Consider the following 12,805-nt stretch of genomic DNA (forward strand, 5'->3'; position numbering starts at 1 on the left):
GATGCATCCAAGGGTCGGGGGGTTCGTGCGCCATCATTGCGGTCTAATATGATCGCGAGCAGGCTCAAATCCCGGAGACGTAATCACCGATACCGACTTCCAGTCTAGGTCGCGATTAACCGAGGGGCCCCGCGCCCCTTCGCGTCCGACGTCAGGCGGGTTTTCTCGGGTGTGGGTATCAAGCCGCCATCAACTTGGAAACCCTGCTCCTCGCCTGCACCTGCGTTGAAAATATTCACAGTCGAGCTCCTGGAACCATCCTGTCGCGAGCCTATTGGCTCACTGACACAATCACTTTTGGAGAAATGCTATTATGAAAACCTTCGCAATCGCTCTGGCAGCCGCCGCAAGTACACTTATTGTGACCGCCGCTTCAGCCGCCCCGCTTTTCGCCAGTGTATCGATTGCACCGGAGAGCAACATTCAAAACGTTCGCATGGTCTGCAATGAAGATGGTCGCTGCTGGCGTGAACGCGGCGAACGCCATGTTATCATCCGCGACGGGCGCGATGCTTACGGATACGCTCCACGCGAGCGTTACATCGAGCGGCGCGGCTATGACGACCGTGCCGGCGTCGGCTTCCGCGCTCCCGGCGTGAGCGTCGGAATCGGGACCGACCGCTACTGAGAGACGACGGGATATCTATGAATGGCCGCGGAGTACTCCGCGGCCATTTTCATTGAGGCCATCTTCAAATGGCATAGATCGAACGCTTCACTCGGCGTCTGACGCTCAGTCTCGGTTAAACTCTGCCGCTACCCCTCGTGGTCAGTCGAGAGTATTCAGATGGCCAGATCGAAGCACATCAAGCAGTTTCGCCGATCAGGCGAAATCCAGAAGCACGATCGGTTCAAAAATTTGCGGCGACCAGGTCGTAAGAGCCCCTGCTGCCGCGGACGTACATCTTGGCAGCGGCGGCGCATATCAAGTCACGATTGGAATCGAATGCGCGGAGGAAGCCCGGCTCATCGCAACCGATATCCGGTTGAATTCGCTTCAGCGCATTTTCGTTGATGAAGAACGATGCCTCAATAGCGCTGTCGTGTCCCCAGAATCGGACGGCACGCCGCGTGCGGTCATAAGACCGGCTATGGTTCGGAAACTCGATCATGTTGTCGGGGCCGATCAGTTGTCGGAGCACGAGACCTCCGTGCCGGCTGCACGCGATTTGCGTCGCGGCATATTCGATGGCGATAGCCGATCCTGTCTCCGACGCACTTGCGTGCAACCGGTCGATACGCTGACAAGATGTGCGGTAGCCAAAGCTTGGCGCGAAGGGAGGGAGTTTGGAGCGATCCGGTTGCGCCACCCTCCAAATTGCTATGCTGGAAGCGGATTACCACCCCGCTCGATCCTGTCACAGCAAATAGTTGCGCCTGGCCTCGTAATTCTGCGGATCGGCACTATATCCTAGACATCACCGCCCGCCCCTCGGCTGTTATCGGTGACTGAGAGCATTGTGCTCCCGCCGCGACCTAGAGGCGGTTACTATGTCAGATATCTCCAAATTCAGCGTTCGCGAGTGGCTGGTGCCTCCGGTACTGCTGCCGATCTTCTTTGTGCTGCTGATCGCTGCTGCGATGCTTATTCAGTGGTAATTTCCCTCGTTGGGCCCGCGCCGTCTGCTGAAGCCAACCGCTCATTCCGGCCAGTCAAGCGAGTCCAATCGTCGTTAGCTTGCAAGCTGAACATCCGGGCGGCAGACGCCCTGGATGGAGCCCGCAAGATGCCGCCGGGAGACGAGCGCGCGGAGGCGATGAAAATGGCTACGATCCTGGAGAACGCCGCTGAAATGCTCGAGCATTTCAGCGGCAGGGTCGGCGTGCCAGCAAAATGACGGTTGAGAGCTATCTTCTTTTCGCGCTCCACCGCTCAGGCCCAAACTCGGATATTTAGGAAAACAGCACCCGGGCATGGATCGTAGGGGCACCGAGATGCTTGTCTCAGATCAATCGCTTGTTTCAGTCACACCCGTTTTCCCGTGGATGCCCATCCGATGGTGCACGATCTTTCGCGCAGTCCGGCCGTCGTTCTCATTGTCGAGGACGAGACGATGCTCCGCATGCACGCGGTCGACATGGTGGAAGACGCCGGTTACACGCCGATTGAAGCCCTGGATACCGACGACGCCGTCGCAATCCTGGAATCCAGGTCCGACGTCGCACTCATATACACCGACATTCAGTTGCCCGGCGGCATGGACGGCCTGGGTCTTGCGCATACCGTGCATAAGCGTTGGCCGGCGATCAAGATCATCCTGGTGTCGGGCCAATTGAACCCATCGAGCATCGATCTTCCCCCCTGCAGCAGATTTTTTGGCAAACCACTCCAAGCCTGGCAGATCATAGCTGAGTTACGCAGCATGATTGGTCACGCCTGAATCTCGTCGTTCTTGGCGCTGGATGCCGCCAGAGGGAACGCTCGGCCGAATTCAAGTGCGGCACCCAGCCCAAGGTGATACAGTTGCAAATGCTTGAAGTTGATCTCCGTACGGACAATCGCCCCGGCGGCGCAGAATTCCACCAGGACTTTCTGGCGGCGGAGAATGTCAGCCTGCGACTACTCCTGGCGCAGGCTGAGATCAATACGAGGAGCCTGCTTGCCAAGGCCGGTATCGATGCCAAAGAACGCGAGGCATCCGACAAGCTGCAGAAGCTGATCCTCGAAGAGCTGCATCACCGCATCAAGAACACGCTCGCGACCGTCGCCGCAATCGTCTCCCAGAGCCTGCGCAACCTGCAGGGGGTTGAGCACGCGCAGCGCGCCATCGAGGGCCGGCTCCTGGCACTCGGTCGGGCGCACGATCTCCTTCTGCAGGCAAAATGGTCCAGCGCCGATCTTGGCACGGTCGTTCGCAGCGCCATCGAAGCCTTCGACAATCCCGACGAATCGAAATTCTCGATCACGGGGCCCGATATCCGGATGGCGTCGGGTGCCGTCATCGCCGTCGCGATGACGCTCAACGAGCTTTGCACGAATACCACGAAGTTCGGCGCCCTGTCGGTCCCGGAGGGACGCGTCGACATCATCTGGACGGTGGACCAAGCGACACAACGCTTGCACCTCACCTGGACCGAAAAGAATGGCCCGGTCGTCCAGCCGCCCGCAAAGCGCAGCTTCGGAACACGGCTGATCGAAACCCTGGGCAAGCAGTTGCGGGGTGACGTGCAACTAGCCTATGCGTCGACGGGGTTTTCGTACACGTTCGACGTGCCAATAGCCGCGCTGAGCACCCCGGCCACATAGCTTGTGCGCGACGTATCGCGTGACGTGAGTGGACTCCCTTTTCGGGCTTCGGGCCCTTAGGTCTTGAGTGATTTTACTTGTTCATCTGCCGGCAGCCGGCAGACGAGCTCGCAATTGGAGCATTCGAAAGTCCGCAGGTCAGGATTGCCGTGGTCGGATTCGATCCGGGTCAGCGTCATGCGGCCCTGGCACTTCGGACAGCGCGGTCGTGCGATCGGAATAAGCGAGGGCTCGGGGCGCGCGAAGATTTCGGGCATGTGATGCTCCTTCCGGGTCGGGGCCGTTCACCTATGGTCGTGAAGCGAATCGGACGGCACCAAAATCGCGCACCACCTGACCGGCTGCTGATCAATATTGCTCACATTTTCCGAGAAGTGATTGCAAGATCGGTCAAGGAGTCCGGCCCGCATTCGCCGCATCCCGAAAGCGTACACCCCGTAGCCTCGATCAACCCGCGTCCTTTCTGAAGTGCCGGCTCCCGGACTGAGCAATATTGCTCAGCAAGACATCCGGACGCGGATTAGCATTGGGTTCGATCATCGCATGTCCTGCGGTAGCCCGCGTCGCTTATCGGCGCGGTGCTCGGTGTCATGGGTTACCTCGTGCCGAACCCGGGCTCGTCGTGATCATTCCGGTCGTCGATGATGTCGCGGCCTGGCTTTGGCGGCTCACTCCGAAAGCAGTTAGACATGGTTCAATATCCACCGGAAGCCCGCTCGCTCGCAGCGCTGCTCGCCCGGTATCGCCAACCCGATGACGCGCGCGGCATTTTCGAGCTGGTGATCACGGCAGTACCCTTTTCTGTCATCTGGGCTCTGATGCTCGTCGGCGTTGTCCGCCGCCATGGGATTGGCCTGCTGCTGGCCGTGCCCGCGGCAGGCCTGCTCGTTCGTCTCTTCATGATCCAGCATGACTGCGGCCACGGGTCTTTCTTTCGCAGCCGACTTGCAAACGATTGGATCGGCCGAGCCATCGGCGTTGTCACTTTAACTCCCTACGATTTTTGGCGGCGCAACCATGCGCGGCATCACGCGAGTTCAGGCAATCTCGATCATAGAGGCTCGGGCGACATCGATACATTGACCGTGAGTGAGTTTGCCGCACGGTCTCGATGGCGCCAGATCCTCTATCGCCTGTACCGGCATCCGATCGTCATGTTTGGCGTGGGCCCGACATATCTGTTCATCTTGCGGCATCGATTGCCGATTGGGATGATGCGTAACGGCTGGCAGCCATGGCTGAGCACGATGGGCACGAACGTCGCCATCGCGGTTCTGATCGTCGGCATGATCCGGCTGGTAGGCCCTGGGCCATTCCTGCTGGTGCATCTGCCGATCATGGTTCTGGCTGCGTCGATCGGCGTCTGGCTGTTCTATGTCCAACACCAGTTCGAGAACACCTCATGGTCATGCGATGAAGCCTGGAGCTTTCACGAAGCTGCGCTCTATGGCAGTTCGCACTATCACTTGCCGTGGGTTCTTGCGCTGGTTCACCGCGAACATCGGCGTCCACCACGTCCATCATCTATGCAGTCGAATTCCCTGCTATCGGCTGCCGGACGTGCTCCGGGATCATCCGGAGCTCGCAAATGTGGGCCGAATCACCCTCGTCCAGAGCTTGCGATGTGTGCCGAAGGCCTTGTGGGACGAGAAGGAGCGACGGCTCATTTCGTTCCGAGACGCCAAAATAGGTCTGGTCGCGCGCCATAAGGGGACGCAGAGCAATGGTTCCGTTGCGGGTCCTGGAATTCGCCGCTTGAATTCGTGAACTTAACGATGGGTTCGCGCTTGGTTCATTGGAGAACCCGCTTGAGCCGCATGTTCAAACCCTTTGTGTTTCTGATCGCAGCCATCTACTTCCTGGTGGACGCGGTCTTTTTCACTCTCTTCAAACCTGTCTTTCGCCGGTTGGCGAACTGCTGGTTTTTCGAGCGCGTGCGAGCGTGGATCGAGTCGCTTCGCCCGTATCCGGCTCTGGCACTGTTCCTCGTGCCGGTCATCTTGCTTGAACCTGTCAAGCCTCTTGCGGCTTACCTGACGGCGACCGGGCACATCGGTCGCGGGTTTGCGCTCCTCATCGTCGGCGAGCTTCTCAAACTCCTGCTCATCGAGCGGCTCTTCTGCGTCAACCGCGACAAGCTGATGTCAATTCCTGCTTTCGCCTGGTGCCACGATAGGTTTTGCCAAGGCCAGGACTGGGTCGCGTCCCTGCCGGCATGGCAACTCGTGCGTCGTTGGAGCTTCAATGCCAAGCACGCCGTTCAACGACATGCCCTGGAATTCAAGGCTGCGCAGAAGCGAAAGCGGCTTTCCTGGCGATCTTGATCCGTCTCTTCGGCGCGGTCGAGCGGCAGGCGTGGACTGCTGGGAGCTCAGATCGCAACCACATTTGCAGGCCGCGCTCTGTGCGCGCAGGAACGCCGCGTGATCCCACCAGTTAGCTCTCCGAGACTTTCACCCCAGGGAGTATCCGCTATGGAGAACGATCGCATTGCCGGCTCGGCGAAGGAATTCGCCGGTAAGCTCGAGGGCACCGTCGGCGATATCGCCGGCGATGCAAAGAGCCAGGCAGCGGGCCGGTTCCGCGAGGCGAAGGGCACCGCGCAGAACCTGTACGGCCAAGCCAAGGACGCCGCGCGCGACGTTACGGATGCCGCCGCCGACTACGCCAAGGACGCCTATGAGAACAGCGGCGATACCTTCCGCGAGGGCACACAAGCGATCGCCAGGAAGGTGCAGGATAATCCGCTCGGTTCGATGCTGATCGCCGGCGCGATCGGATTTGTGTTGGCGCAATGGCTGGCGCGCCCGACGCGGCGCACGCGATAGCGTTTGGGACGGGTGCAGCCGAGCAATTGCTGGATTGGAGATTGAATCATGAGTGACCACATCCCGCTCGCCCCCCTTCCCGCACGAAGGCCTGGATCCTGCTTCAGAGCCGAAATCTCCTATCGCGGAAGTCTCCCACGCCGTGAAGGGGACGGCCAATCGGGTTGCGGGCGCGATAAAGGCTGGACGAAAGCCAGGAATGCCGCTGAGCATCCTGAGCAATATCGCGCGCGAAGCCCTCTTGGCTCTCTGCTGGTCGCCTTCCTGCTGGGAGTTGCCATCGCCCGCCGTCGATGACGGCTTGCGCAGCTCGAGTGATGGTTCAATCGGAGAAAGCGGAACTCTAGGAGGTCGGAGCCGTTGCACCCTATGGCCGGCGTCCGTCGGCATAGATTGAATTTGAATTGGAAAATCAGATGAGAAAGTCACTAATGGTTTCTGCGGCCGTTGCGGCCCTATTGGCCACCACCGGGTTTGCGACAGCTCAAGGCGCCAACCAAGGAGCGGCGAAGGACTCTCCGACGGCCGCTTCGCCGAAAGGTGATCCTGCGGCGCCGATGAATGCACCGGCGGCAAAGGGAGTCGAGAAGGCTACCCCAGGTGCTGGGTCAAAGGAGATGGCGCCCCAACAAGCGCAGGGCAAGCCGGATGCGAAAACGACCGGTGGCCGATGGCAAGTCGAAGGCCTCGGAGTCAACGACGCCGGCCGCCACGAAGGACCTGAAGAATCCGGCCGCCGAAACGACGTCGCCTTCGGGCGGCAAGGCGGCGAGCGAGATGAAAGCCGAAAGCAAGACGAAATCGTCTGATTCGGCCGCGACCTCGAAGGACTTGAAGACTCCGACTGCCGAGACCAAGCCCTCGACCTCGGACAACAAGACGACCGGCAACGCCGCAGCCGCAGCGACAGCGACGCCTCCCGCCGAGAAGCGCACCCAGATCAGTTCGGCGATGAAGCAAGAGAAGGTCGAGGAAGTTGCAAACGTGAACTTCAACCTCTCGATCGGAACGGCCGTGCCGGCGGGCGTCCGTTATTACCCGATGCCAGCACGTATCGTCGAGATCTATCCGGAATGGCGTGGATACGATTTCATCCTCGTGCACGGAAGGTACATTGTTCTTCGCCCGCGCACCCACGAGATCGTCTACATCATCGAAGGCTAGGCGACCACGCCAGGCGTATGACAGGCAGTTACGAGGGCGGCTCGAGAGCCGCCCTTATTGTCTGATCCCACCAGACGTGCGACCCTGCCCTGGCATCACTTGCGCCACGGCCTTGCGAAGATTTCGCCAGTTGCTGGCAAATCCAGCTACCATTCCCGTCGGAATGCGATCCGTCTCCATCATTCGAGCGGATCGTAAGCCCTTAACCCTCGTCGACCGGCGACATCATGGCGATCTTCATCGTCCGGCATAGTACAACGTACCGGTACGAGCGCGAGGTAAGGCTCGGCCGGCATCAGCTAATGGCACGTCCGAGGGACAGCTTCGATCAACGACTGATTGACTTCTCGCTCGATGTGACGCCGAAGCCCTCAGAGGTGAGATGGCTTCATGATGTCTTTGGGAATTGCGTCGCGCACATCGAATTTGACCGCGCGAGCGATTACTTGCGATTCGACTGTGAAATCAAGGTTGACCACACTCCGGAGAACGCCCCGGACTTTAGGATTGAGGACTACGCGAAGGACCATCCATTCACGTATCATGACGAAGAGGCGCCTGACCTGGCACCTTATGTTCAGAGATGGTTCTCCGACCCGGAAGATCATGTTGGCCGGTGGCTGGACACCTTTCTCACGCGGGGGACGAAACGTCCGACGGGCCAGCTCCTGATGACCCTCAATGAAGCAATCTCGGATGGCTTCGCATATGACCGCCGCACGGCGCCAGGAACTCAAATTCCCTCCACCACACTTGAACTGAGGAAAGGCACCTGCAGGGACTTTGCCATTTTGATGATTGAAGCCGCACGCAGTCTGGGCTTCGCCGCGCGCTTTATCACGGGCTACATCTACGTACCGGATCGCGATGGACCTACCTGGCTGGGTGGGGGAGCCACTCATGCCTGGTGCCAGATTTACGTCCCCGGTTCGGGCTGGGTCGAGTTCGATCCGACCAACGGCATCGTCGGAAACCGGGACTTAATTCGCGTCGCGGTGGCCAGAATCCCGAGCCAGGCCATTCCCCTGTTCGGCACCTATTGGGGAAGTCGCGAGGACGAGCTTGGAATGAATGTGGAGGTCAACGTCAAAACGGCGTCGGCTCTATTTTTGCTGCTGTGATGAAGTGGCTGGAACACAAGCACCACCAGGGCGTTGGGGTTCGCGCCGCGCCGTGTCGCGAGTGTAGGGTGAGCACACACAAGATCGAAGTAGTCGAGCAGCCTTCTCGACTTTGGAGGACGCCGAGTGAAGATCCGGGTCGGCTATGAGATGGTCTACGAGTTTCCGCAACCCACACCCATGATCATGGTCCTGGGCGTTCATTTTACCCGGGCTTCCGACGTTATCGTGCCTGACTATCTGACCACTGATCCTCCGGTGGCGATCAACCCATACCGCGATGGCTTCGGTAACTGGTGCAGCCGTATCGTTGCTCCAGCCGGTCGACTGCGGCTGGCGGCTGATGGCATCATTCGCGACACGGGCTTGCCGGACGCCACCGTGCCCTCGGCTTCCCAACACGCGGTCGAGGACTTGCCGGCAGAGACGATTGTGTATCTTCTCGGCAGTCGCTATTGCGAAACCGACCAGCTATCCGACACCGCGTGGAAGCTCTTCGAGAAGCAGCCGCCCGGATGGGCGCGCGTTCAGGCGATCTGCGATTTCGTCCACAATCACATTCAATTCGGCTACGAGCACGCGCGCGCCACCAAGACCTCCCGGGAAGTGTACCACGAGGGCAAGGGCGTTTGTCGCGACTTTGCGCATCTGGCCATTACGTTCTGCCGCTGCATGAACATTCCGGCAAGGTACTGCACCGGCTATTTGGGCGACATCGGCATGCCGCCCCCCTATGCGCCAGGAGACTTCGCCGGATGGTTCGAGGCCTACATTGGCGGACGTTGGTACACGTTCGATCCGCGCAACAACGTGCCACGGATTGGACGTATCCTGATTGCGCGGGGACGTGACGCCGCTGACGTCCCGATTACGCAGACGTTCGGGCCCAACACCCTGGTGAGCTTCAAGGTGTGGACCGACGAGATCACTTCCTAGCATCGCGACTTGGGCATTTCCTGGAACGAATGTCTGCGGCGTTACTTGGTGACGGCGACCGGATGCATGTGCCCCCACGCATCCGATGAAATGACGGCCCCAGCGCGCCCCCACGCTCTGGGGCCGTTCCTTTAGGAGTGCCCTTCTGATCTGCTCTCTGGGCCGGAGCTTCTCACGCAAAGCAGCACTTTACTCTTCGAAACTGAGATCGCCGTCAGCCAGTCCGTTTCGGGGCGCGGTTGGGCTTCTTCGGTATCAGCCATTTCCTCATCTCAGCGGCAAAGCCAAGTTGCTCGGCTTTTCTGATGGCTTCGAATCGGATCGCTCCAAGCCGGCAACTGCCTTGCTTGCGCAAGAGCCTCGGATGCCCGGGTAGCCCAATCGTGACAGTCCAGATCGTTGCGCGGCAGCGTTGTCATTTCATCGTCCTCACCTTGCACTCCAAAGGCAGCACTGGTCGCCACATCGCGCGAGGCGTTAGGGGCCCTGGCTTGTGACCCGAGCACGCTCGCCCCCTGCGGAATAAGGGCAGCGGCACTATCGAACTCTCACCGATCGGCGTCCACGGCGATCGCAGCAGTATGGACCCGGCAGCGCCGCCCGCTGGTCAATATTGCTCACGACCGGGAGTTTGACGGGATCACCGCAGTCCGCTGTCGCGGCAATGCTCTTTGCACGACGCAACTGGACGCCAAACGATGCCAACTATCGTGCAAGTTTATTTGGACTTTGGGCTCGTTGTCCGGACCTTTGATCCCCATATCTATTTGAGTCTGATCACCCCATCGGGGGTTGTTCGGAAGGGGCCGCGACTTTCAACGAAAGGGGGCCCGGAATGTTTAGATCTCAGCAATCTCGGGCGAGAGAAGCCAAGCACGGCGAACTGACCAAGCACCCGCCCGCTCCGGATGAGAACCGTTCGTACGGTGCAGCCCTTGCGGCCCGAGAAGAACGTGTTTTGCGGTGTCTGGGCGCGGCCATCATCATACGATGGAACGCCCTGCCGACAACGCTGCAACGGCAGATCTTCAACACTGCGGGGTCGGTCGGCAAGTTACTGGCGACATCGGCGCTCCGCAGCCAAATCGCCCGGTTTCTCCACAACCACAAGGATGATGCCGGTCGCGGCAAATTGCCGGTGACAGAAGACTCGCCTGCCGATGCAAGATCAAGTGCCCTGGCGCTGTCGCGATGGGACAACGAGGGAGGAGCAGTCCACGACTGCCCGCCGATGTAGATGGACGCCGATAACAGGAGGACTCCCATGTCGCTTACACAGTTTCGGGTCGATGACGGACCACACGTCATGGATGGACTAAGGCTTCTCGCTCAGGATGGAAATGATGGCGTGGAGGCGTTCATTGGGCGGAAGGTGATGGACGTCTGGGCGGATTCCATCGAGCATCGTGGAGGGCGACAAAGCCTGTTTCGCGATCAATACAATGCGCTTGGCAGACTGAACCTTCCCGCACTTCAGCGGATCGTGAGCGCGAAATACCAGCGAGGCGCGGTATTCAACCGACAGCATCCCTTCGTCGAGGTTCTATTCTCCGACATTGCGGACAGCGGGGAGGCGCTGGATCTGAGTCAACTGGTTCGAGAGACGTTGCCACCGGCATTTCACAGGATGGCCTGAGTCTCTGATTCCGAGAATGCTGCGACGTTGGCAGCGTCGCCGCGGAACCCTCTCAAGGCTGGGCCGTTCCAGACTTGCAACGGTCGTCAAGAGTATTGAGGAGCCACCGGTGCGAATACTTATGGTCGAGGACGATCCACTTGTCCGCGAATTGGTGGTCGACGCTCTGCGCGAGGAAGGCTACGAGGTCTTTCACGCCTCCAATGGTGAGCAAGCGCTGGCATTGTGCAAGAGGCAGATCGCGGACGTTCTGGTCACCGACATCAGGCTGCCCGGCGGAGTTGACGGGTGGCAGATCGCCGAACGTTGTCGGGAGCATGATCCCCAGCTGCAGGTGATCTACGCGACCGGCTTCTCGCCCGTCGAGGCCCGTCCGGTGCCTGGCAGTCTCACCTTGCACAAGCCCTACCAACCCGACCGCATCGTCGAAGCGGTCAGACAAATGGGAAAAGAAAGACGGCCTCCTTCCATCAGCTGACGGCGCTCCTTGCGGTCCGTCGATCGCCAATAGCTGACTTGCAGACATCTGCGGTGTGGCTTCCGCTTCGCCAAGGAAATCATTCAATGCGCGCAAATCTGCCCATAGGCTCTACGTCCGCGAATGCTCAGCCAAGCGGCAATTGGTTCGCCCGGCTGGCAGTTGCGACCTCGCGCATTTCCGGCCGACCGACGACCTTTCTGCTGGCAGTTACCGTCGTACTCGTGTGGGCGATCACAGGTCCCTTATTCGGCTTCAGCGATACCTGGCAGCTCGTCATCAACACGGGCACGACAATCGTGACGTTCCTGATGGTCTTTCTGATCCAGGCAACGCAGAACCGCGACACGCTGGCCTTGCAGTTGAAACTCGACGAATTGATCCTGGCGACAAAGGCCGCAAGCAACCGCATTGCGGGCATCGAGGAGGCGTCGGATGAAGAAATCAAGCAAGCGAAAGTCGAGATGCTCGAGCGCGCCGGCTGATCCGGATCGGCTCGCAGGACCGGGCATCTCCACTGCATTCAGGCCTCGCAAACCAGACCGCGGCCCGGCGACGTTAGAGGAACTGCACGATAAAGGGCGGTTCAGGGAGTCCTGATGGCAGGCACAATCAAACGAAATAACGTTCGCGTTCGCGGCGCCGGCCACCGGACGATGATCTTCGCACACGGCTTCGGGTGCGACCAGAACATGTGGCGCTTTGTGGCTCCCGCGTTCGAAAAGGATTTCATGACCGTTGTGTTCGACCACGTCGGCGCCGGCGGCTCCGACCTCTCGGCCTACGACAGCGCCAAATATTCGACCCTGTCCGGCTACGCCAAAGACGTGGTCGAAATCGGCACGGAGCTCGGATTGAAGGATTCCGTCTTCGTAGGACATTCCGTCAGCAGCATGATCGGCGTGATGGCCGCCCGACAAGCCCCCGGGATGTTCGGCAAGCTTGTACTGATCGGTCCGTCACCCCGTTACATCGACGACGACGGCTACGTTGGTGGGTTCAGCGCTCAGCAGATCGAGGAATTGCTCAGGTTTCTCGACTCGAACCACATGGGTTGGTCGATGCAGATGGCGCCGATGATCATGGGCAATCCCGATCGACCGGAACTAGGTCAGGAGCTAACCAATAGCTTCTGCAGCACGGATCCCGAAATCGCCAAAGCGTTCGCCCGGGTGACCTTCACCTCCGACAACCGCGAAGACCTCGCGGAGGTCTCCCTTCCGACCCTCGTTCTCCAGTGCAGCGAGGATATTATCGCCCCTCCGGAGGTCGGCGAGTTTGTCGCCCGCAATATTCCCAACAGCCGGATGATAGTCCTGGACGCGACCGGGCATTGCCCAAATCTGAGCGCGCCGGAAGAGGTCGTCGCGGCGATGCGACCTTTTGTCTAGTGCG

Annotated in this window: 15 protein-coding genes and 1 pseudogene; 14 read left to right on the forward strand and 2 right to left on the reverse strand. The window is 59.7% G+C overall.

The features are described 5' to 3' along the window. The first annotated feature begins 313 nt into the window (after positions 1-313). Entirely contained in the window at positions 314-628 is a 315-nt protein-coding gene (locus tag WN72_RS35720) for a hypothetical protein (RefSeq protein WP_014493235.1), read from the forward strand. A 223-nt stretch (positions 629-851) separates the two neighbouring features. Here WN72_RS35720 and WN72_RS35725 read toward each other — a convergent pair whose 3' ends face one another. Then, positions 852-1,142, reverse strand: a complete 291-nt coding sequence (locus WN72_RS35725; RefSeq protein ID WP_014493234.1) for a DUF1488 family protein — start codon at positions 1,140-1,142, stop codon at positions 852-854. An 855-nt stretch (positions 1,143-1,997) separates the two neighbouring features. Between WN72_RS35725 and WN72_RS35735 the strand changes: the two genes are divergently transcribed. Together WN72_RS35735 and WN72_RS35740 are read left to right on the forward strand one after the other, a co-directional pair. Beyond that, positions 1,998-2,381 (forward strand): response regulator, encoded by a 384-nt coding sequence (locus WN72_RS35735; RefSeq protein WP_028170282.1) that lies wholly within the window; start codon positions 1,998-2,000, stop codon positions 2,379-2,381. Between the two features lie 89 nt (positions 2,382-2,470). Further along, entirely contained in the window at positions 2,471-3,247 is a 777-nt protein-coding gene (locus WN72_RS35740) for a sensor histidine kinase (RefSeq protein WP_028170281.1), read from the forward strand. A gap of 56 nt (positions 3,248-3,303) precedes the next feature. On the opposite strand, the gene WN72_RS35745 is transcribed toward WN72_RS35740, so the two are convergent. Next, positions 3,304-3,504, reverse strand: a complete 201-nt coding sequence (locus WN72_RS35745; RefSeq protein ID WP_014493230.1) for a hypothetical protein — start codon at positions 3,502-3,504, stop codon at positions 3,304-3,306. A 642-nt stretch (positions 3,505-4,146) separates the two neighbouring features. Between WN72_RS35745 and WN72_RS35750 the strand changes: the two are divergent. The 11 genes and pseudogenes from WN72_RS35750 to WN72_RS35800 all read left to right on the forward strand — a co-directional run bounded on the left by WN72_RS35750 (position 4,147) and on the right by WN72_RS35800 (position 12,801). Further along, positions 4,147-5,014, forward strand: a pseudogene (locus WN72_RS35750) (fatty acid desaturase). 50 nt (positions 5,015-5,064) lie between these two features. Further along, entirely contained in the window at positions 5,065-5,571 is a 507-nt protein-coding gene (locus tag WN72_RS35755) for a hypothetical protein (protein ID WP_049803101.1), read from the forward strand. A 150-nt stretch (positions 5,572-5,721) separates the two neighbouring features. Beyond that, on the forward strand, positions 5,722-6,075 hold the full coding sequence (locus WN72_RS35760) for a CsbD family protein (protein ID WP_014493227.1): 354 nt from the start codon (positions 5,722-5,724) through the stop codon (positions 6,073-6,075). Between the two features lie 648 nt (positions 6,076-6,723). Next, on the forward strand, positions 6,724-7,239 hold the full coding sequence (locus WN72_RS35765) for a DUF1236 domain-containing protein (protein WP_244553652.1): 516 nt from the start codon (positions 6,724-6,726) through the stop codon (positions 7,237-7,239). A gap of 227 nt (positions 7,240-7,466) precedes the next feature. Next, entirely contained in the window at positions 7,467-8,360 is an 894-nt protein-coding gene (locus WN72_RS35770) for a transglutaminase family protein (RefSeq protein WP_028170278.1), read from the forward strand. A gap of 126 nt (positions 8,361-8,486) precedes the next feature. After that, entirely contained in the window at positions 8,487-9,296 is an 810-nt protein-coding gene (locus tag WN72_RS35775; protein WP_028170277.1) for a transglutaminase-like domain-containing protein, read from the forward strand. A gap of 835 nt (positions 9,297-10,131) precedes the next feature. Beyond that, on the forward strand, positions 10,132-10,533 hold the full coding sequence (locus WN72_RS35780; RefSeq protein WP_014493223.1) for a hypothetical protein: 402 nt from the start codon (positions 10,132-10,134) through the stop codon (positions 10,531-10,533). 27 nt (positions 10,534-10,560) lie between these two features. Continuing rightward, positions 10,561-10,932, forward strand: coding sequence for a hypothetical protein (locus tag WN72_RS35785; protein WP_014493222.1), 372 nt, complete (start codon positions 10,561-10,563; stop codon positions 10,930-10,932). Between the two features lie 121 nt (positions 10,933-11,053). Further along, on the forward strand, positions 11,054-11,410 hold the full coding sequence (locus WN72_RS35790; RefSeq protein WP_035632832.1) for a response regulator: 357 nt from the start codon (positions 11,054-11,056) through the stop codon (positions 11,408-11,410). An 86-nt stretch (positions 11,411-11,496) separates the two neighbouring features. Next, a complete protein-coding gene (locus WN72_RS35795) occupies positions 11,497-11,895 on the forward strand; it encodes a low affinity iron permease family protein (protein WP_038936675.1) in 399 nt (132 codons plus the stop codon). A 114-nt stretch (positions 11,896-12,009) separates the two neighbouring features. Then, positions 12,010-12,801, forward strand: a complete 792-nt coding sequence (locus tag WN72_RS35800; RefSeq protein ID WP_014493219.1) for an alpha/beta fold hydrolase — start codon at positions 12,010-12,012, stop codon at positions 12,799-12,801. Positions 12,802-12,805 lie beyond the last annotated feature (4 nt).

Source organism: Bradyrhizobium arachidis (genome assembly GCF_015291705.1).
Lineage (GTDB): Bacteria > Pseudomonadota > Alphaproteobacteria > Rhizobiales > Xanthobacteraceae > Bradyrhizobium > Bradyrhizobium arachidis.